Here is a 20,915-nt window from a genome sequence, read left to right on the forward strand (position 1 = left end):
AGCTCTTGATCAACACGGCCTAGGCGCAACTCCGCCGAACCCTCGTGTCTCATCGATGCAGGCTAGGCGTAGAGGAAGAGCAAGAGCACCGTGAGCCCGATTGACGACGCGGCAATCGTCGCCCCAGCGCCCAGCCAGAGCCCGGATTGCCGGTTGTGTCGCCTCGATGCTCCGTACGACATGAGGATTGCGAATCCTACGAGGTGCACCGCAACCAGCGGTACGACACCAAAGAAGAGTGCGGTGCCCGTCATAGTTGTCCCCGAGGCGAGGGCCTTGGGCTGTTCGGTGGTCTCCTCTAAACCGACGATCGCGAGCCAGAACCAGGCCCCGGTCGTCACGACGATGCCCATCGCTGCGAGAAGCCAGAAGCCAATCGCGTGGCCGGTCGTCTTCCACCCGGAGAGCACAGGCTCCCCCACGCGGTCGAGACTGGCAGCGGTGGTCATGTGCCGATGATACGTGTGTGAGGTGCGGTCCGTATTCAGCATGTTTGGACCGGGGTCAGGGTGCGATGGGCGACGTTCAACGGAATGAATCCTCCCACCGCATGATCGTGTAGTAGAGCTGGGCGCGATGGCGGCCATAGTAGACGTCCCCGTTGTACCCCCAGCACATCTGGAGAACCTGGCTCGGAGTGAGATCGCGGAGGCTGGACGGAGCCATGCTCGAGCGGACCTCGGCTTGACGCATCATCTCGAACATCGCGGTCTCGATGTTGAACTCCTCGTCGTTGTGCAGACCTTCCCACACGTCGAACATGTCCTGCGGGACGCTCGCGCTGTACGGACCATCCGTGATGAAACCTCTGCTCCGCGCCCAGTTTCGAGCGTCAATGCCGGTTCGCGCGAAGATCTGACAGGGTCCCGTAGAACTGTCGTCGACGGACAGGGCTGGTGGGGCTTGACCCGCGAGCACCGCTGCGTAGTACGCGATCACCCGGCCGTCCTGGACATCGTCACCTATGTTGATAACCATCGACTCCCAGATCAGCGGGGTCATGATCAGCGCCTTGTAGATGTTGTACTCGCTGGCGAGGTTCGTGATGAACGCGTCATGGCTCTCCACCTTCGTCTTGACGTTCGACCGGTTGAGTGCCATCACTTCCAGCTGAGGGGTGGTGCTACCCAAGAGCTCGTCGGGGTAGCGGGTGCATGCGCCGTACCACTCCGACTCGAACGCGTCTAGCTGTGAAGAAGGTATCTGCGGATCGTCACCGACGCCGACCGCAGCTGCGAGAGCTGAGACAGCTGCGTCGCGGCCCGAGACGATGTTCTTGTCGATCTCGACCGCTCCGCTTCCGCTTCCGACGGTGATGGTCTGGATTTGATCGAAGGCCCAGTTTGCAGGCAGCGTATATGTGAGATTTCCGGCATACCCTGTGGACATGTCGGAGACGAAGCTGTACGTCGCTAGTCCCTCGCCAGAGATACGGGCGCACGCGTGGCGTGGGCCGTAGACCCCGACTCGCCAGTTCCTACCAAACTCATCGATCATCTCGTTGACGCCTTGGAAGTACGGGATGACGAAGTCGGTGAGTTCCCAGTCCTGCACATCGAAGTCTACGGAGAAGTAGATGACGGCATTGGCTGGCATGCGGTACCACCATGCGGCATTGGCAGCCTCCTCCGCGACCTCCTTGCCACGCTGGTAGGTGAAGTGCTCGAGCGATCCGCCGCCGGTCTGGAAAAGAGGGAAGATCTTCCCTCCAGCCGCGATGATCCGAGCGGCTTCGCCGGGTTTGAAACACTTGTCGGGGTTGTCATCTGTCGCGTTGGTGAGGTAGCGGCCAAAGTACTCGTACCCGGCGCCACGAAGTGTCGTGAGTCGGGCGCTGGTGAGCGTCGTGACACAGTCGGCTCCTGCGCCTGGCCGGTCTGCGTCGCCCGTGGAGACGAGGAGGGAGCCCCAGGTCTGGACGTCGGCGTTGCCGTTCTGCGGGAGTGCGACGAACTCTTGGAACGCGAGTGTTTGCGTTCGGGTGCCGCTTCCGTAGTTGCCGTCGTAGGCGACGCTGTAGCCGTTGAATATCAGTGCGGCCTGGAATAGGTGGACGAGATACCTTGTGGTGTCGGTGCTGCCGAGCGTGAGTGCGCCGTACGTTTGGAGCCCGGACTTGGTCGCCGGACCGAAGTTACCGTTCGCGACGCCGTCCGCGATTCCAACTTCGTATTGGATTGCGAACATCAGGGCACGCTGCACGTCACGTGTGTAGTAGCCATCAGTCGGGATGACGTAGAAGTCCTGTCGATGGAGGTATCTGCCGTTTAGTGACTGCTGGATTGAACGAATCGCGCTCGTACCGCCAGACACGAGAGTGAAGGCATCCATGTTCAGTAGTGCCTTGAACACCTTGGGCTCGATCGATCCGTCCCCGGCAGATAGACCCATGTTCGTTCGCAGTGACTGCATCCCCGCGACTGGGACCGCGTCCCATACGCCGTCCAGTGCGCCGTTGCCACCGTTGTAGCCCTTGCAATACATCGCACCTTGCGCGATGCGGATGATGTTCTTGTTCACGGTGCTGTCGTTTACCGGACTCACCGCGGTGAGGGCGGCAAGGGTGCCCGGTCCGAAATTGTTCGAGAGCGCGGTGATGCCGAGCTCGTGCTGGAGGGCTCGGATGAGAGCGTAGATCGTGTTCCATCCGGTCTGTCCGTCAACGACAAGCGGCAGGATTCCCAGCATGCCCGGGTAGGTGAGATTGATCCATTGCTGCGTGTTCTGAACCCATGGGTCGGACATCCCTTGTTCCTCGATTCTGGCTTCGGTCGCAATCGTCGATCCTGACGCTGGAATCGTTTGGTGAACAGTCGGAACCTTACGTGCGCGTCGTCTTCCTGAGCGTCAGGTATCTGGACATCGTCTCGGTTCCTCCCTGAGGGCTTTGGCAGAGCCACAGCCCCGGCAGTGGCGGTCATGATTGCCGTAGGCACGTCTGCAGGCTGTTCGCTCCGCGTTCCGGAGTCCTTACTCACGGACCACCATGACACCGTTGTCTTCGACCGGCGCCTTAGCGCCACCACGCGTCTTGCAGATCGAGGGCGCCGCGAGATTCGTTGTGTCGCATCCGATGCGACAGACCGCCTCCGCTCACCTGCCCGGTGAGCGGAGGCGGTGGGTCGGGTGACGGTTTCGATGCGAGTGATGAGCGCGGGCGACGGGTACAAGTACCTGCTGCGCACGGTCGCGGTCGGCGATGGGGACAGGTCGCTTTCGACGCCGTTCACGCGCTACTACGCGGAGGAGGGAAGCCCGCCCGGTCGCTGGCTCGGCTCCGGCGTCGCCGCGCTCGGCGGCGGGTGGATCGCGGTGGGCGATCAGGTCTCGGAAGCCCAGCTCCAGCTCCTCGTCGGCATGGGCCGCGATCCGATCACCGGCGCCCCGCTGGGGCGCGCGTACCCGGAGTACCGCAGCGTCGCGGAGCGGGTCGCCGCCCGCGTCGCCGGCCTCGACCCCGACATGGCGCCGACGGCGAAGGCCGAGGCGGTCGCCGGGATCGAGGCCGAGGAGACCGAGCGCGGCACGCGGCGGGCGGTTGCGGGGTTCGACTTTACCTTCTCGATCCCGAAGTCCGCGTCGGTGCTGTGGGCGGTCGCGGACGCCGGGACGCAGGCGCTCTTCGCGGACGCGCACCATGCGGCGGTTGCGGAGGTGGTTGCGTTCATGGAACGGGAGGTTGCAGCCACCCGCACCGGCGCAACCGGACGCAACGGCGCGGTTGCGCAGGTCGACGTGACCGGACTGATCGCTACCACGTTCGACCACTACGACTCCCGGGCGGGCGACCCGCACCTGCACACGCACGTCGTCGTGTCGAACAAGGTGCAGACCGTCCTGGACGGCAAGTGGCGGTCGCTGGACGGGCGGCCGATGCACGCGGCGACTGTTGCGCTGTCCGAGTTGCACGAGGCCGTGTTCGCCGACCACCTGGCCCGCGCGTTCGGGGTCGAGTGGGAGGCCCGCGACATGGGCCGGGACCGGAACCCGGCGTGGGCGATCGCCTCGGTGCCGGAGGAGCTGGTGGCCGAGTTCTCCTCCCGCTCCCGGCACATCGACGCGGAGAAGAACCGACTCATCGCCGAGTACGTGGCCCGGCATGGCCGGCAGCCCTCGACGGCGACGATCATCAAGCTCCGCGCCCAAGCCGCTCTGTCCACGCGGCCGGAGAAGGAGGCCCGCTCGCTCGCGGACCTCACCGCCGACTGGCGGCGGCGCGCGGGCCGGCTGCTCGGAGCTGATGCGACCGCGTGGGCGCGCACCGTTACCGCGAACGACGCACCGCTGCTGCTGCGTGCCGACGACGTGCCCCTGGACGTGATCGCCAGTCTCGGGCAGAGCGTCGTGGAGGCGGTCGGCGAGAAGCGGTCCACCTGGCGGCGCTGGAACCTGACCGCCGAGGCGGCCCGGCAGACGATGGGCTACAGGTTCGCCACCATCCACGACCGCGAGGCGGTCGTCGGGCTCGTCGTGGATGCCGCCGAGGCCGGGTCGCTGCGCCTCACGCCGCCCGAGCTCGCGTCCTCCCCGGCCGCGTTCCAGCGGCGGGACGGGACCAGCGTGTTCCGACCCCGCCACTCGACGGTGTTCTCCTCCGAGGTCCTCCTGGCGGCCGAAGACCGCCTCCTCGAGCGCGCCCGCACCCACCACCGGCCCGACCGTGCCGTTGGCGACCGTCGAGAGGATCACAGCCAAGCCCGACCGCGAGGGCCGGGTCCTCGGCGGCGACCAGGCCGGCGCCCTCGCCTCGGTCGCCGTCTCCGGCCGTGTGGTCGACGTGCTCGTGGGGCCGGCCGGCGCCGGCAAGACCACGGCCATGTCGGCGCTGCGGCGGGCATGGGAGAACGAGCACGGCCGCGGCTCCGTCGTCGGGCTGGCACCCTCGGCGGTCGCGGCGCAGGTCCTCGCCGATGACCTCGGGATCAAGACCGAGAACACCGCGAAGTGGTGGGACACCCACCAGCGCACCGGGGCCACGTTCCGCAAGAGTCAGCTCGTCATCGTCGATGAAGCCTCCCTGGCCGGCTCCCTGTCCCTGGACCGCATCACCGGGCTTGCGGCCGAAGCCGGTGCGAAGGTCTTGTTGGTGGGCGACTACGCGCAACTCCAGTCCCCGGCCGCATCGGGGGCGTTCGCGATGCTCGTGCACGACCGCGACGACGCCCCCGAGCTGGTCGACATCCACCGCCTCGTCAATGAGTGGGAGAAGGCCGCCTCCCTCGGGCTCCGGCACGGCCGGCCCGAGGCGATCGACGCCTACCTGGAGCACGGCCGCGTCGCCGAGGGCGAGACGGAGGCGATGATCGACGCCGCCTACCGCACCTGGCGCACAGACACCCTCGCGGGCAGGGCGGCGGTGCTGGTCGCGGATACAGGCGAATCGGTGCTCGCGCTGAACGAGCGGGCCAGAGCCGACCTGATCCTCGACGGCACCGTGGACGCGCGCCGTGAGGTCGAGCTGCGCGACGGCACCCGTGCTGCGGTTGGGGATACCGTCATCACCCGCCACAACGACCGCCGCCTGCGCGCCGGGAGGGGCTGGGTCCGCAACGGCAACAGATGGACGGTCACCGAGGTCCGCGACGACGGCTCCCTCACCCTGCGCCGCGCCGGCCGCAAGCGGGGCGGCTCCGTCGTCCTGCCCGCGGACTACGCCGCCGAGCACGTCGAGCTCGGCTACGCGGTGACCGCCTACCGCGCCCAGGGCATCACCGTGGACGCCTCGCACGTCCTGGTCGACGCGAGCACCACGCGGGAGAACTTCTACGTCGCCATGACCCGAGGCAGCCACACCAACGCCGCCTACGTCGCCGTCGACAAGCCCGACCCCGCACACGAGACACCGCACCCCGCCGACAATGCCGAGGCGACCGCGCGGAGCGTGCTGTTCGGCGTGCTCCAACACGTCGGCGCCGAGCTCTCCGCGCACGAGACGATCACCGCCGAGCAGGAGGCCTGGGGTTCGATCGCTCAGCTCGCGGCCGAGTACGAGACGATCGCCGCCGCCGCGCAGCACGACCGCTGGGCCGCCCTCATCCGCGCCTCCGGCCTCACCGACGACGAAGCAGACGACGCGATCGCCTCCGAGGCGTTCGGGGCGCTCACCGCCGAACTACGCCGGGCCGAGGCCAACCACCACGACATCGAGGCCCTGCTGCCGCGCCTCGTGAGGGCGCGCGGGTTCACCGATGCCGACGACATCGCCGCCGCCCTGCACTACCGCGTCGCCACAGCCACCGCCCGGCCGGCAGGCTCGGGCCGCACCCGCAAGACGCCGCGGTTGATCGCCGGACTCATCCCCGAGGCCACCGGGACCATGACGCCCGAGACGCGGCAGGCGCTCACCGAGCGCCGCGACCTCATCGAGGCCCGGGCGGACACCGAGCTCGTCGGCGCTCTACAGGACGGCGAGACATGGACGGTCGCGCTCGGCCCCGAGCCGAAGGACGACAAGGCCGCCGCGATCTGGCGGCGCCTCGGCCGCACGGTCGCCGCCTACCGCGACCGCTACGGCATCACCGACCCGGCCCCGCTCGGCGCGCCGGCCGAGAACGACGCGCAGAAGACCGACGCCGCCCACGCCCGCGCCGCACTCGACCGGGCACGCGACCTCGCCCGAGGACCGGGGGAGGAGCCGCAGCGGCGGCCCGGGCAAGAGCCGGTGCGACGCTCCCTGTGACGCGCATGCCCTTCCCGATGTCAGGGCCGCGTCGTACAGTTGATGACGAGGCGGCCTCTATATTGGCGCTGTCGCTCGCTGCGACGGTTTGACCATCCTGCAACTGCGGGCGGTCCTTTCAGGTTCTTGTCGCTGAACCCCTGAGAGGGCTATGCCCATGTTCCGGCTCATCTGGGCGGCCAGCGCCCACGCCCACGCCATCCTCAGTTACGCGCCCACCAACCTGTTGATCGCCGCGACCCGCACCCGCCGCGGCCTGGGCTGGGGCATCCCGGCCATGCTCCTGGCCGTGCCCTACTGGTTTGTCGCGAGCTGGTGCATGACCACTATTGACAGCGGCGGTCCGGGTTGGCTGAACCTGCTCGTTCTCCTCGCCATCTGGAACATGCTGAAGCTCTTCGTCAATGGGCCGATCACCGTGCTGCTCCTGTTTTACACATGGACGCGCGACGTAGCCACCCGACGCCGAGCTCATCGGGTCAGCCAGACCGAGCGATGTGACGAGGTCTCGCGCCAACGCGCTGGCACGACTGGGTCAGTCTTCGCATCCTCACGCAGCCCGTCGCCAAGGAAGTGACGCGGCGGACGACACGACTGGCGCTGGACTCGTTCGATCGCCGGATTCCTCGCGCCGCGCGGGATACTCGACCTCAAGATCGAAGCTGCTCCGGGAGGGATGCATGCTCTATCGCAATGCTGCGCGGGCCTTCATCGCCGAGCTTGCCGAGATTCGTTCGAGTGGGCAACCGGTGACGGTTCGCGGACTTCCGACTCATGAGTGTCTCGCACGTGCTGTGACTTTGGCGCAGCCAACGGAACGTTTCATCACAGTGCCGGGTCGTCGCAACGATGTGTTCGCGACCATCGCCGAGACGATGTGGGTCCTCGCTGGGCGCAATGACATGGAGTATCTGGCCCGCTATCTCGGCCGCGCGCTGCAGTTCTCGGACGACCAGGAGACATGGCGTGGTGGCTATGGGCCACGGTTGCGCGACTGGGGTGGAGTCGATCAAGTGGATGAGATCCGCAAGCTCCTCCGTTCGGACCCTGAGTCTCGCCGGGCGGTCGCTGTCCTGTTCGATCCGGCGCGCGACTTCGTGGACACGCTCGATGTGCCCTGCAACAACTGGTTGCACTTCCTCGTCAGGGATGGCAGCGTCTACCTCAACGTGACTGTGCGTTCCAACGACATCCTGTGGGGATTCTCCGGCATCAACACGTTCGAGTGGAGTGTGCTGCACGAGATGATGGCCTTCTGGCTCGGTGCGCGAGTTGGTCACGTGTCGTTCTTCATCTCATCCCTTCATCTCTACGACGAGCGGAATGAGCAAGCTGACCGTGCGCTCGCCGGGTTTGGTGGTGCCACCGGCTATGAGGAGGCGTGGGCGGGCGCCCAGTTCGCGACTCCGTGGGAGGACTTCGCGGGTGTGCTCGATCGCTGGTTCGACATCGAAGCTCGACTGGCGTCCGGGGAGGACTGTCGCGCGGAGATCGCTGACTTCCCCGATCCCTTACTGCGCCAGTTCCTTCAAGCGATCGCGATCAAGTGGGCGATCGCCGCGGGCGCCGACGATGCGCGGCAACGTGAACTCGTCGACGACCTCGGCCACAGCGACATCGCCTTCGCGCTCCGAGAGCAACTGTTTCGAGACTCCGCCCAGCTCCTGTCCCCGCCCGTCTCCACGGTGGATTGGACCGACCTGCGCGAGTCCGTCATCGACCTGCATCGGTCGAAGGATGCCGCCTACGGCAACTCGTGGAAGAGGCGCGGGGAGCTGATCAGCATCGCCGCCAACCTCGCCCGCAAGATCGATCGCATCGATCAGGTGGTAGGCGGTGCAGCGGCGGGGAAAGAGGCACTCCTGGACACTGTGGTCGATCTCCTCGTCTATGCAGTCAAGTATGAGACCTTCCTCGCGGACCAGTCGACCGACGTCGCCGAGAAGATCTTCACGAATGGCGGTGAGCGGTTCAGCGACGGCCCGGACGGCTTCGAGGAACTCATGCGGGCGCGTCACGTCGTCGGCGAGGTCGGGACCGTTCACGCAGAAGCCGCAGAGGCCTCGACAGCGTTCGACGAGCTGGACGCCTTCCTTCAACTCCACCCGCAGGGCCAGTGGATGGAGAAGCTCGCACTGGCAGAGCGGCTGACGGCGACCGCATTAAGGCTCGTGCTTGCGGTCGCGCTGTCCGACCCGGATGGAGTCAACGCGCTACGCCGCGATGCAGGACGGTCATGACGGCGATTCCGGTGGGCTGCGACGCGTCCGGAAAGAGATGATGGAGCGAAAGCAGGGGACGACGGGTCAGCCTCACTCGTCGCCGCGAGAGGCGGACGACCATAGGCAGCGCAAGACGGAGACAGGCACGGGTTATGCGAGCACCAACTCCCCGGGACGGGGTCTACGAGCTCTACTGGAAGTTCGCCGCTGAGCGGCAGCACGTGTTTGAAGCGCGCGTCGCTGGAACCCCGGGACCATGGACGCAGGACCGGATTCTCCAGGATTACAAGTTCTGCAACGTCTACCGGGCCGCTGACCGTGTCAGCCAGTACCTCATCCGCGACGTCGCCTACCGCGATGACGACTCAAGCCCTGCCGATCGTCTGTTCCAGATCGTCGCGTTCCGAAACTTCAGCAATGTCGGTACGTGGGAGACCGTTGTCGAGATACTTGGGCGGTCGCCTCGGATCGCAGATCTGGAGACCGGTGTGTTCGAAGCCGCGCTCACCGAGGCGAAGGACCGCAACGGCGGCCTCTACACGGGGGCGTTCATCCTCTGCGCCACGGACGCTTACGGTCGCAAGACCAAGCATCTGAACCATGTGGAGCTGTTCCGGGACATGTTCGTGCGGTCGCGCATTGCCGAGCGGATTCTGGAGGCGGAGTCGCTGGAAGAGGTCTACGACCTGCTCCACACTTTCCCCTTGATGGGGGATTTCATGTCCTACCAGATGGCGATTGACCTGAACTACTCAGAGCACGTGAACTTCTCCGAGAACGACTTCACGAAGCCTGGTCCGGGCGCGCTGCGCGGCATCAAGAAGGTGTTCTCTGACCTGGGCGGCCTCACACCGGAAGAGGTGATCATGTGGATGGTCGACAACCAGGGGGCCGAGTTCGCCCGCCTGGAACTTGAGTTCAGCGGTCTCTGGGGTCGGCCGATCCAGGCGATCGACGCTCAGAACCTCTTCTGCGAGACGGATAAGTACTGCCGTGAAGCGGTTCCGGAGCTTGCCAGCGCGAGAAGCCGTATCAAGTCGCGCTACGTCTCCACGCCGAAGCCGATGACGCTCTTCTTCCCGCCCAAGTGGGGGATCAACGATCACCTTCCTCAAAACGAGGTGCTGGGCGATGAGCACGCGCGTGCGCGCGTCCTCGAGCCCATGTTCTAGGTGTGAGCGCTCATGCGGCTTGTGCTGCCGGTTGCCGGCGCCGTGGCCAGTCGTATGGGCGTCCCTGCACCCCCTGCTCGAGCGATCGCACCCACTCGATGATCGCAGCGACGTGCTCGTCCGTGAAGTTGCTGCGGTATGCAGGTGCCGAGTGCACGAGGTCGAAGCCGTAGTCGTTGCGCAGCGCTTCGGGGATGACCGGGCCGTCTCCGCCGAAGTACACGAACTCGTCTCCGAGCATCACCCGCTCGCTCTTCGTGTCGCGCACCATGTGACGCGCTTCCAGAGAACCGTCGTCCTTGCTGTGGCGGGAGTTCTCCTGGATCCAATCACCGGCTGGATCGCGGTGGTAGATGTTGTCGCCGAAGTGCTGCATGCGGCTGCCCCGAAGGTTTGGCCGCTTCTCGGCGAAGCGTTCATCGTCCCAGTACTCCTGGAAGCTCACGATCTCTGAGACGCGCATCGCGTAGACGAGATTGCCTGCTTTGCCGTTCGGCCGGGAGCCGGTGCCGACTATCCAGTCGTCGACCTGGGCGAGCTTGCGGATGTCCTGCTTGCATGTGGCGAGAGAGCAGACCCCGTGAAAGGGGTTTGGTGCGAACCCGACGTCGTAGCGCACGATGTAGCTGAACACCTTCACGCTCGACCTCCCCGTCAGCAGGCAGCCCGCGGAATCGACTGCACGGGCGCGGGAACACCACTGGGTTCTGTCCAGTCGTCCTTACCGTCAAGAGCGTCGATGATCGCCTGGGCATCCCAGTTGACGATCGCGTTCGCGTAGTCTTCGAGCGGCTCGGGCATGTCGTCGTGCGTGGTGCCTGGTGCCCAGACTCCTACGATCCGCTTGTCGGGGAACTTGCGGGCGTACTCGATCTCCCAGTCGACCCACTCATGGTTCTTCGTGTCGGGGGAGATGATGACGATGATCTTGCCCGCCCATCGGATCTGGTCCGCCAGGAGCGTCTTGATGTAGTCGGGGCTCTTCGCGTTGTTCGGGGTCTCGCTCGTGATCGACGAGTCCCGGATCTCGGCCCCGCTGCCGGAGAGCATCTTCTTGAGATCTCCGACCAGCGCGTCGTCCTCGTGACGGTGGCTGATGAAGATGTTGTGCTGGTCGCTCATGTCGGGCTCCTCCCTTCCAGGGATAGTCTACTTTTGACCACCGACATCGCCCCGATGAGGCGGCGTTCCGAGAGGAGAGCGCGTGCCGATCCCGCCGATCCTCGACGTGTTTGTCGTCTGGCACCCCGACGACGCGATCGGCGCCGAGCGATTCGCGGAACTACATCAGCACTTCCATAGCCCGGCATTCTCGGGCCTGGCCGGCGGTGCCGTCGAGGTGTATGCGCGCAGCGATCCCTGGGAGGACGGAGCGCCGCCACGGCCCTTGGGCATCGCGACGCCGCTCGCCGAGGGACTCCCGACCGCACAGTTCAACGCGATCGTCCCGGTCATCGACACGAGCTTGCTCCGTGCAGCGGCCGAGGCGGCCGATCCGTGGAACACGTATCTTCGCGAGATTGCCGAACTGAACCAGAGGGCCGGCGTAGGCGTCTACCCCGTCGTGGCGAACGGCTTGCAATGGGGTACCAGCATCGTCAGTCAGATCCTCGGCGGCATCCAGACCCTGCCGGCTGAGGTGAACACGGGTGGCGGGTTGTTCGGGCGCGAGCTGGCGCAGGCGATCACCCAGCAGATCCAGCAGGATGCGGGCCTCCCCGCAAGGCTGACGGTGTTCGTGAGCCACACGAAGCACCGTTCTTCCGAGGAAGTGTCGCGTTCCGGCCCCGTGATGTTCGAGCGTGTGCGCGACCACATCCAGCAGTCTCACCTGGCGGCGTTCTTCGACGCGCAAGACATCCAACCTGGCGGTGACTGGGAGAGGACGCTTGAGGACGCCGCTGGCAGCAGCGCGTTGCTGATGATCCGCACCGACGTCTATGCCGCGCGAGAATGGACGCAACGTGAGGTCCACGTCGCGAAGCGCAGCGGCATGCCGGTCGTCTGCATGTATGCGCTCACTGCCGGGGAGGAGCGGGGCTCCTTCCTGATGGATCACGTCCCCTCGGTGGTCTGTGACCTTGCCAACCCTGATCCGGGTGTCGCCCTCGCCCTCAACAGGCTCGTCGACGAGACGCTCAAGAACACTCTTTGGCAAGCGCAGACGTCCTATCTCTCGGAGGACGGGTTCGATTGGCTTCCTGCGCAATCGCCTGAGCCGAGCACACTCGCCCCCTGGCTCGCTTCACATCAAGAGACGCAGCCAGATGACAAGCACCTCTGGGTCATTCACCCCGATCCGCCGCTCGGGCCCGCGGAGCGAGAGGTGCTGCTGCAGTTGTGCGCGGTGGCAGGCTATAACGTCGACGTCGACATCTTGACGCCCCGGACGTTCGCTGCGCGCGGTGGGGCACTCAAGACATGAGCGAGCCCACCCTCATCTCGCGAGACGCTCTCTCGGGCCAGAAAGTCGCCTTGTCAGTCTCTGAGAGCGCCGATCTCTCACGTCTTGGTCTCACTGAGCAACACTGCCGACTGGTTGTCGCCGAAGTGGGCAGAGCGATCATGCTCGCGGGAGGAACCGTTGTATATGGTGGTCACCTCAATCACGGTGGCTACACCGAGATCCTGATCGAAGAGGCCCAACGTTTCAGCAGCGGACGATCCGCGCTTGAGATCACGCTCGCCGAATCCGAGTACCGAAAGCTCACGGCAGACGAGCTGATCGCGGCAGACAGGAATCTCGGTGACATCGGCAGACTGACGTTGGTTTCCGAGTCGCGTAAGACGGTGCCGATCGCACGTGCCCTGGACGGCTCTTGGAGCCACGACGCGGGCAACGCATTGACCACGATGCGCGAGTATGTCGCGAGCGGAACAACAGCCCGTCTGATTGTTGGGGGGCGCCTCGCGGGCTACGTCGGCGCGGAACCCGGCGTGATCGAAGAGGCACGTCTGACCATTCAGTCCGGACGCTTGCTGCTCGTCGCCGGAGGGTACGGGGGCGCGGCAGCGGCAGTCGCGCAGCGTTTGCATCCGCAGTCTTTCGACGACTGGGCGCCCGTAGGGTATCCGGCTCATGCTCAGGACGCACAAGTCGCAGCTGCGCTGGATGCGCTGCGTGACCTATATGAAAGTGCGGCCCATGACCCTCGCAATGACGAAGAGCTTCTGCGGCTACTCACAACCAGTCACAGGCCAGCCGATATCGCGCGTGCGACCGTGCGTCTGCTCTCGGGGATGGCGAACTAGGTTGGCTCGTTGGCGTGAGTATCAAGAGCAGGCCGCGGCACTATTTCGGGAACTCGGATTCGACGTTCACACTGACCTGCGAGTGACAGGAGCGCGTGGCAGCCACGACGTCGATGTCTACGCGAGCTTTGAACGTGCCGGTCTGGCTGTGAACTGGATCATCGAGTGCAAGCGCTGGAAGCGCCCAGTCGACAAGTCCCACGTGCTTACCCTGAGGTCGATCGTTGAAGATGTCGGTGCAGATCGGGGGATCTTGCTCTCAGAGTCCGGAGTTCAGAGCGGCGCAGTTGCAGTGACAGACAAGAGCAATGTACACGTCACGTCGATCATCAATCTCAAGGCGATAGCAGCTGATGAGATCGTTCTGGAGCAAGTTCGTGCTCTGCCCAGAAGAGTCGCATTGGCCCACGCTCGATACTGGGCATTGCCCAAGTCACATCGCGAAGAGTACGGGCTTCGGCCTGAGGGTGCAGCGGGGGGCTATAGCGGCGCTGTTGTCTTGATGCAGATAAAGGATGTTCTCTTCAGTGTGCTTGCGGAGCAGTACCCCCCACGGGGAGACATGTTGCCCACCCTTGGCATCTACAGCCCGGAAGAGGCGCTCTCGTGGGTGTATCCGCGACTGGTCGACCTGGAGCAGAAACTAGAAGCGGCCGAGAGGGGCCTGTCCAATTGACCACTCGTCCGGCAGGCGGCCTTTCTTGGATGACGGGGCAGTTGTCGGTTACTGGGGCGTATTCGGGTACAGCTGTTCCCACGTCACGAGTTTGTTGTACGGTCACCGTCCGCGTGTGGAAGCGTCATGCGGTCCGAAGATGGCCAAGCCTTCGGGCTTGGCGGGTGTTCTAGTCGCTGGCGCACCGGCTCTGGGTCGGTTTCCTCCTCTGTTCGTGCGCTGATCTCAATCGCAGATACGCTGTTGGCTTCGAGCTGTCCTCGCCCGGCGAGTAGCGCCGGGATGTCTGCGTCTTCCACCACCCGCGCTGCTCGCAGCAGGGCCAGGTGTTCCGCCAGTTCGCGAGCGGCCCGCTGCGCCGCGGTGATGCGCCATTCCGCTTCATCGCGGCTCAACTCGATAACAGGTTCGTCGGTGACGTCGACTATTTTCCCTGAGTCTGCGTCCTCCGCTTCATCGAACTTCACCTCGACAGACTCGACAGACGCAGTCTCCACAGTTGGGGACTTCTTCGCACGCACCTCGTCCCACTTGCGGTTGATGGCTGGAGCGACTCGATCCCGCCATAGCTTTGCGGTGGCAGGGATGACGACCTCACGCAGGAGAACATCGACCGCCGCTGCAACGGCCTGCGCGCCGAGTTCTCGAGCCATCGCACGTCCCGGCGAGGGGGCGCGAGAGGGAGGCGAGCCTAGTCTCGACGCCGCATCGTCGTTTATGTACTTGAGGTCGCGTACTTGTGCAGCCAACGTGCCATCGGCCCGTCGTGTCCCGCCGGTGCCGAGCGCATCACCAGTTTCGGCAACCCGCCCCACAACCCATCGGAAGTTCTTAGGCTCTGCCATGCCGCTTCCTTTCGTAAGCATCTCGATAGTAGGGCTGCATGGTTCGTGCGCTCACCGGGGCACCTACGCCGACGAGAGGTCACTCCCTGAGGTCGGTCAACGAAGCGGCCCAGTCGTCGGTGATTGTCTGGATCGCGGAGAGTCGGTCGGGGAAGTCCTTGTGTCGCGTCATACGGGACGTGAGTCCGTAGCGAAACTCCCAGCGTCCGGTCGGTGAGAAGATGCAGGCCGCGACGACGTCGAACCCGTCGATGGGGTAGAAGCGTGACGCCGGATCGCCCTTGGAGGCGCGGGTCTTCTGCACCTCGACCTTGAAGTCCCCGCTGGCGGAGGTCTTGGGGCTCGCGTTCTTGCACTCGACCCGCATCAGCCTTCCGTCCGAGAGGGTGACGTTGAAGTCATGCATCGCGTCCACGTCGAGCCTCTCGACCGCGGCGATGTCGGGTGAGGTTTCGAGCAGGTGCTCCAGGTGGTACTCGGCGACCCCACCGCGGACGGCGACGGAGAGCCGGTTGCGGCCGCCGATGATGTCGAGGATCTGCTCGCTGGTGAGCGCGAACTGCTCCTCCAGCACGTGCCGGCGCGGCAGCTCGTCGGCCGCCGTCTTGTCTGCGAGGGCGACGGCAGCTGAGTATCGCAGCGGTGGGTCCAGGCGTAGTGAGGTCGCTCGTCGTTCGAGACGCGCGTAGTCGATGAGGCGGTCGGGGGTGAACGCGACGACCGTCTCCAGGCTGGTGGGGGAGCGGGGCTCAGAGCGTTTCGTTCCCGGGCGGTTGATCTTCTCCCAGACGTGCCAGCCGGATGTTTTGGCCTGTTGGATCTCTGCGTCCTTGGCGTAGAAGGAGATGCCCATCGGCAGAGGGTCCCAGGTATTCGCGTCCAGGCCGAGGATGACGCCGTCGGCGAGGTCGATCCCGAGGATCATCGTCACATCCACGCCGGCGACATCCCGCCCGACGGGGTGCTCTCGCTTCCAGGACTCCTCAGCGCCGTAGCGGAGCTGGCCGCGGACCTCGTCGTCGGGGCGATTCTTGATCGAGTTGCGGGTGACGCGGAAGGGGTAGATGAGCATCCCGATCCGCTCGTCGGAGTCCAGCTGCACGCCGAGGTAGACGGGTGCGCGGTGCGGGTCGCTCGCGTAGAGCACGCGTCCTCCGGAGGCGCGGACGGCGTCGAGGAGGAACGTGTGGAGGTCGCTGCGTCCCTGGACGCGGTAGACCTCGCCGAAGGCGCGTCCGGCGAGCGGCTCTTCCTCCACAGGACCCCTTCCGGCTCGGGTTGCCCACCGATGTCGTTGGTCACGTTGGGCATGTCGGTGACTGTCGGCAGACTCGTCTCGACGATACTGGTCAGACACGCACTGCCCGCAGAGCCGGGCCGTGCGTGCGCGTATAGGAACGAGGTGGCGTATGGGCGAGCAGCTCCCGGTGGTGAGCCTGTTCTCCGGAGCAGGAGGACTCGATCTCGCCGTCGAGCGTGCCGACGCCGAGCCCCTCGACTCCAGTGACCCCGGCAGCGGCCTCCTTCGCGTGTCGGTCGCGACGGACTACAACGAGCCCGCGTTGCAGACGCTGAAGGCGAACTTCGACGGTGCCGCGACCCTCACCGGTGACATCCGACAGGTCCCGACCGAGCAGATCCTCGCCACCGCAGGACTTCGAGCCAAAGAGCCTGTGCTGGTTGTCGGCGGCCCACCATGCACCCCGTTCAGCAAGTCCGGGTTCTGGCTGGAGCAGAAGCGTGAGAGCCGCGACCCCAACGCTTCCCTGCTAGACGAGTACGTCCGTGTCGTCCGCGAGTCACGCCCCGAGGCGTTCATCTTGGAGAACGTGCAGGGCCTGACATACAAGACCCACAAGGCCCAGTTCGAGCGCCTTCTCAAGGGACTCGGCGAACTCGGCTACAACCCACAGTGGAAAGTGCTGCTCGCCGCGGACTACGGCGTCCCCCAGCTGCGCCGCCGCGTGTTCGTCGTCGGCCGCCGTGACGGCGAGAAGTTCGAGTTCCCCGAGCCCACCCACTCCGGTTGGAGCGAGCACAGCCGCACCGTTGACGCCAGCAAGATCGCTCACGTCACCGCATCTCAGGCGTTCGAAGGGCTGCCTCGACTGGTCCGCGCCGCTGAGGACGAGATCGTCGACGGTAACTATGGGCAGCTCGCCGCGGAGATTCCGCCCGGGCAGAACTACCTGTGGCACACCGAGCGTTACGGCGGCCGCAACCACTTCGAATGGCGCAGTCGCTACTGGACCTTCCTGCTCCGGCTCGACCCCAACCGGCCTTCCACCACGCTCCAGGCGCAGCCCGGCCCGTGGGTCGGCCCGTTCCACTGGGAGAACGTCCGCACCGCATCCGGCGACGAACGCGCACGACGCCTCCGCGTCAACGAGATGCTTCGACTCATGTCCTTCCCCGACGACTTCAAGATCGACGGTACCCGCGCCGACGTTCAGCGCCAGCTCGGCAACGCCGTCCCGCTGGAACTCGGCAAAGCCGTAGTTCGGGCACTGATGGATCAGCTCGGGTACCTTGATCGGCAGTCGGCCGAGCGGGAACTGGTTTTTGCGTGATGCAGCGCTGACAGCGACTGTCGTCTAGAGAGACTTAGGCCCAGGCGACCTCTTTGAGCGTCGCCAATCGAAAGGGATTGCCAATCGAGGTTCAGCAAGGTCGAAGGCTCAGCTACTTCCGAACGACCCACTGTCCATCGTCTTCGACGAGCCTGAACATGTCCCGTAGGATCTCCTGAGAGAAACGCGCATATTGACTTGATGCAAAGGGGAAGGTTGCCTTAGAGAAGTCTCTTTGCCAAGCTTTTGTCAGCGATGCATATTCTTCGAATGAGAGAATACCGAGGGCGGGTAGCGAACGTCTCAGTGCGATGATCATTGCATTGATCACGGTGGTTGAAGTGATCTTAGATTCCGGATCGTTCCACTCGCTAGCGTGGTGGGTCTTAAGGGCATTGAAGTACAAATTCAGTGTCGAGGTGCAGTAGTTCACGTACTCGGTAAGAAGATCGCTACTGTTCTTCGTCCTGAGACTCTTCCGTGACGGATCGTTCTTTGCCCACTCAGCAAAAAGGCCAGACTCCGCCTGGATGTCAACTAGGTAGCGGAGCGCAAACTTCACGATCGACGCGATCTTTATCGGGGCTTGGTCCATTTGCGAGAGCTGGAACATGTTGCGGAAGGCCGACTGCTTGTTCAAGAGTTCGAGCACGCGGCGGGCCACGGCAACGTCCGCGTAGGGCGCTCGCAACGACTGGATCGCGAGGAGAACATCAGCCGGCACAGGCTTGGTGTTGGAGTTGATGTCGAGGAATATCTCGCTCTGTAGCTTGAGGCGATCGAGTTCATCCATGTTGGGCGGAAAGACCAAACCAGTCGCTAAGAGGTGTACCTTGCTCCGGATAGAGGAGACTTTCGGCTCTAGTTCGTCGGTCCCTTCGTAGTGCGCAAATACGCGGTGCTGGCCGTCAATAATGCACAATGAGTTGAACTCGTCGGGTATGTGCATTCGGTAGGAAGAATAGTCCTGAATGTCATCGAGCTTGACTGGTGTCTTGTCGGAGGTCTGGAAAGTGACGTCAGGAGGAAGTCCAAGAATAATGTTGTTCAAGAACGCAGAGCCGTCACTGGCTACGTACTGCCGGATCTTCCGTATTCGGTTGGCATCGATCAATCGCTGATAGAGATCAGTGGAGTAACCCCAGTTGTCCTTCCGGAGGACGTATGAGTTCCGCAGCAGCACGTCCGCCGAGATCATGAAGGATACGAGCCGGACGCCGTTGCTGAAGCCGGTGCTGTCGTCCGGCGAGATGATCGTTGTTTCTATCGCCTTAACGTCGTTGGTCGCGTTGGCCGCCCCGATATCACCTGAGTTAAGATCGAGAAAGCGCCACAGGTCGGTCTTCGCGGAGCGACGGATTGTTTTCGCGAGTTTGTCGAAGTAGTTCAGCGCCCGCGTAGTTACAACCTTCATCGGCTGAAGAAGCGCCACGTCGTCGTCGTCGAGATCCATGTCGGTTCGTGAGATGTACAGATAGAAGAGCTGGTAGCGCTTGGGAGAGTAAGCGTTGAGAGCCTCCTCGTGTTCGGGGAACGAGGCGCGCAGCCACTCTATGAACTCAATTTTCGACGCGTGAATCTGCTCCGCGAGAATTCTCTTGTTCTTGGCATGCTCGAATGGCTTCTTGCTCATGGTTTCTTCGACCACGAGCAGTATGTTCTCGTAGACAAATACTGAGTCGAGCTCGCCCGTCTTGTTGCCGAACTTTGCTTCCTTTCCCTCTGCAGGGACGTGAGCGAAGCCCATGTTTGTGAACATCGTGCGAATGGAACGAGTGAAACGCCGTTGTTCGAGGATGGCGGGGTCAACAGGCTTTCGAGTCGACCTTCTCCTGGTCTTAGAGTTCGGACCTGCCACCGTCTGTTCTCCTTCGTCAGTGCCGGCGACCTCGGCCAGTACCGGGTTGCCAGGATACTGTGGGCGAGGTTCATCTCAGGCTCGGCGCGCGGCCTCGGCTGATGTCGGGACGCGCGGCTAGAGTTGGTGCAGGGCAAGAGGCCCAGGCCGTGATGGAGGAGCAGACGAGTGAGTGACGTTGCTGCTGCGCCGCAACCAGACGATCGGCCAGCGCCCGATCCGACGTTCTGGACGGTGCATCAAGGGGACGCGAGAGAGATCAGTGCGTTGTTGCAGCGCGCTGCGCAGGCCGCGGGCCGGGAGGATCAACCGTTTCTACAGACGACGATCACTTCACCGCCGTACGCAAATCTTGTGGACTACGGTAGCGACAATCAGATTGGGTTCGGACAGACCCACGACGATTACCTTGACTCGTGCAGAGAGATTTTCCAGAGCGTCCACAAGTGGACGCTAGACACTGGCTCCATGTGGGTTGTCGCGGATAGCCTGCTCGAGAAGCGCCCCAAAGGCGGTGCATCTTCGCGACTGATACCGTTGCCATTCCAACTCGCTGCCCAGGCAGAGTCCGTTGGTTGGACGCTTCGGGAGGTAGTGATTTGGAGAAAGGACCGGACGCGTCCCTGGTCTCATCACGGAAAACTCCGGAATGGGTTTGAGTATGTGCTGTTCTTTGTGAAATCAAATAGTTTCACGTTCAATGTAGATCGTCTGCGGGATACCGCAAACTTGAAGTCGTGGTGGGTGAAGTATCCGGAGCGACACAATCCGTGGGGAATGACTCCGGACAACGTCTGGGAAATCCCTATCCCTGTACAGGGAAGCTGGGACGAAGCCGCATTCCATCATGCATGTCCCTTCCCCCCCGAGCTTGTTCGGCGGATGGTTCTGCTCTCATCAGATGAGGGCGATGTTGTGTTCGATCCTTTCGCTGGCAGTGGCGCCGTTGTGAGGGGTGCCATCGAACAGGGGCGTCTAGGACTGGGTATTGAACTGAACGCCGAGTACGTCTCCCTGTTCCAAGAGAGCGCGCCAGCCGTACGGAAGGAGATGCCCGAGGTCAAGCCCGTCAGCATGATGACTCAACGGCTGCTCGAACTACGGATGCTCAAGTATCCGAAGGATCTCGCGAAGCAAATCCTTCGAGCGGGTTTCACGACCTCGCAAGTGCGTGCTGTTCTGATGGAAGTTGAGTCGATAAACTTCAAGCCGGCACGAGCCGGTTACGGGACCATCGATTGCTCTGTCGTCGTAGCCGACGACCTCTCGGAGATCGAAAGTGCTCGACTGTCCAAGCTCTTGCTGGACGTTGTCGGAAAGGCCCCGCTGTCCAAGTACGGCTTGGAGGCGCGGTGCGGTTTGATATCTGTTGCCGAGACGGCGGCGAAGTTTGAGGACAGCGATGTGTCGATCTATACAAGGGGTCGAACCTGGCACGCAGATGGGACGTTATCGGGCGCAAGATTGGGTGCGTGGATCAGTGAGGCGGGCACGCCGACGGTTGTTCCGATCATCTCGCCTCTCCACGTCCGGCAATCCCTTGAAGAGTCTTTCTGATTCTCGGATTCGGAGTGGACCAATCGAGTGACCAACAGCCTGCAAGACCTGCAAGATGTGACGCGCAGAGCACTCCGCTGGAAC

General features: G+C 63.8%; 15 protein-coding genes and 1 pseudogene. 9 read left to right on the top strand and 7 right to left on the bottom strand.

Translation table 11 applies throughout. The features are described from left to right. Nucleotides 1-62: 62 nt before the first annotated feature. Both B3587_RS02780 and B3587_RS02785 read right to left on the bottom strand, forming a co-directional pair. Entirely contained in the window at nt 63-449 is a 387-nt protein-coding gene (locus tag B3587_RS02780) for a hypothetical protein (protein ID WP_286793489.1), read from the bottom strand. Nucleotides 450-525: 76 nt separating this feature from the next. Beyond that, complete coding sequence (locus B3587_RS02785; protein ID WP_286932051.1) at nt 526-2,745, bottom strand: glycoside hydrolase domain-containing protein; 2,220 nt, start codon at nt 2,743-2,745, stop codon at nt 526-528. A gap of 393 nt (nt 2,746-3,138) precedes the next feature. Between B3587_RS02785 and mobF the strand changes: the two are divergent. The 4 genes and pseudogenes from mobF (at nt 3,139) to B3587_RS02805 (ending at nt 10,073) form a co-directional block, all read left to right on the top strand. Continuing rightward, nucleotides 3,139-6,679, top strand: a pseudogene (mobF, locus tag B3587_RS02790) (MobF family relaxase). Between the two features lie 157 nt (nt 6,680-6,836). Next, nucleotides 6,837-7,256, top strand: a complete 420-nt coding sequence (locus B3587_RS02795; protein WP_292726386.1) for a sulfate permease — start codon at nt 6,837-6,839, stop codon at nt 7,254-7,256. 103 nt (nt 7,257-7,359) lie between these two features. Then, nucleotides 7,360-8,919 (top strand): thymidylate synthase, encoded by a 1,560-nt coding sequence (locus B3587_RS02800; RefSeq protein WP_292726388.1) that lies wholly within the window; start codon nt 7,360-7,362, stop codon nt 8,917-8,919. A 134-nt stretch (nt 8,920-9,053) separates the two neighbouring features. Further along, nucleotides 9,054-10,073, top strand: a complete 1,020-nt coding sequence (locus B3587_RS02805) for a nucleotide kinase domain-containing protein (RefSeq protein ID WP_292726390.1) — start codon at nt 9,054-9,056, stop codon at nt 10,071-10,073. Between the two features lie 10 nt (nt 10,074-10,083). Here B3587_RS02805 and B3587_RS02810 read toward each other — a convergent pair whose 3' ends face one another. After that, nucleotides 10,084-10,713 carry a hypothetical protein gene (locus tag B3587_RS02810; protein WP_292726392.1) on the bottom strand — a complete coding sequence of 210 codons (630 nt, stop codon included), beginning with the start codon at nt 10,711-10,713 and terminating at the stop codon, nt 10,084-10,086. A gap of 14 nt (nt 10,714-10,727) precedes the next feature. Then, on the bottom strand, nt 10,728-11,195 hold the full coding sequence (locus B3587_RS02815; RefSeq protein ID WP_292726394.1) for a TIR domain-containing protein: 468 nt from the start codon (nt 11,193-11,195) through the stop codon (nt 10,728-10,730). A gap of 82 nt (nt 11,196-11,277) precedes the next feature. On the opposite strand from B3587_RS02815, the gene B3587_RS02820 reads away from it, so the two are divergent. The 3 genes from B3587_RS02820 to B3587_RS02830 are packed head-to-tail and all read left to right on the top strand — an operon-like array spanning nt 11,278 to nt 14,001. Then, nucleotides 11,278-12,498 carry a toll/interleukin-1 receptor domain-containing protein gene (locus B3587_RS02820; RefSeq protein WP_292726396.1) on the top strand — a complete coding sequence of 407 codons (1,221 nt, stop codon included), beginning with the start codon at nt 11,278-11,280 and terminating at the stop codon, nt 12,496-12,498. After that, on the top strand, nt 12,495-13,325 hold the full coding sequence (locus tag B3587_RS02825; protein WP_292726398.1) for a hypothetical protein: 831 nt from the start codon (nt 12,495-12,497) through the stop codon (nt 13,323-13,325). The genes B3587_RS02820 and B3587_RS02825 overlap by 4 nt, the downstream gene beginning before the upstream one ends. Next, nucleotides 13,231-14,001 (top strand): restriction endonuclease, encoded by a 771-nt coding sequence (locus B3587_RS02830; RefSeq protein WP_292726423.1) that lies wholly within the window; start codon nt 13,231-13,233, stop codon nt 13,999-14,001. The genes B3587_RS02825 and B3587_RS02830 overlap by 95 nt, the downstream gene beginning before the upstream one ends. An 83-nt stretch (nt 14,002-14,084) precedes the next feature. Here the strand turns inward: B3587_RS02830 and B3587_RS02835 are convergent, their stop codons facing one another. Both B3587_RS02835 and B3587_RS02840 read right to left on the bottom strand, forming a co-directional pair. After that, on the bottom strand, nt 14,085-14,846 hold the full coding sequence (locus tag B3587_RS02835; RefSeq protein ID WP_292726400.1) for a hypothetical protein: 762 nt from the start codon (nt 14,844-14,846) through the stop codon (nt 14,085-14,087). A 79-nt stretch (nt 14,847-14,925) separates the two neighbouring features. Beyond that, nucleotides 14,926-16,104, bottom strand: coding sequence for a hypothetical protein (locus B3587_RS02840; protein ID WP_292726402.1), 1,179 nt, complete (start codon nt 16,102-16,104; stop codon nt 14,926-14,928). Nucleotides 16,105-16,255: 151 nt separating this feature from the next. Between B3587_RS02840 and B3587_RS02845 the strand changes: the two genes are divergently transcribed. Continuing rightward, nucleotides 16,256-17,416 (top strand): DNA cytosine methyltransferase, encoded by a 1,161-nt coding sequence (locus B3587_RS02845; RefSeq protein WP_292726404.1) that lies wholly within the window; start codon nt 16,256-16,258, stop codon nt 17,414-17,416. Between the two features lie 112 nt (nt 17,417-17,528). Here the strand turns inward: B3587_RS02845 and B3587_RS02850 are convergent, their stop codons facing one another. Beyond that, nucleotides 17,529-19,274 (bottom strand): DGQHR domain-containing protein, encoded by a 1,746-nt coding sequence (locus tag B3587_RS02850; RefSeq protein WP_292726406.1) that lies wholly within the window; start codon nt 19,272-19,274, stop codon nt 17,529-17,531. A 168-nt stretch (nt 19,275-19,442) separates the two neighbouring features. Here B3587_RS02850 and B3587_RS02855 point away from each other — a divergent pair, with 168 nt between their 5' ends. Then, nucleotides 19,443-20,831, top strand: coding sequence for a DNA-methyltransferase (locus B3587_RS02855; protein ID WP_292726408.1), 1,389 nt, complete (start codon nt 19,443-19,445; stop codon nt 20,829-20,831). Nucleotides 20,832-20,915: the final 84 nt, after the last annotated feature.

This window comes from Microbacterium sp. UBA837, assembly GCF_002296025.1.
GTDB lineage: Bacteria > Actinomycetota > Actinomycetes > Actinomycetales > Microbacteriaceae > Microbacterium.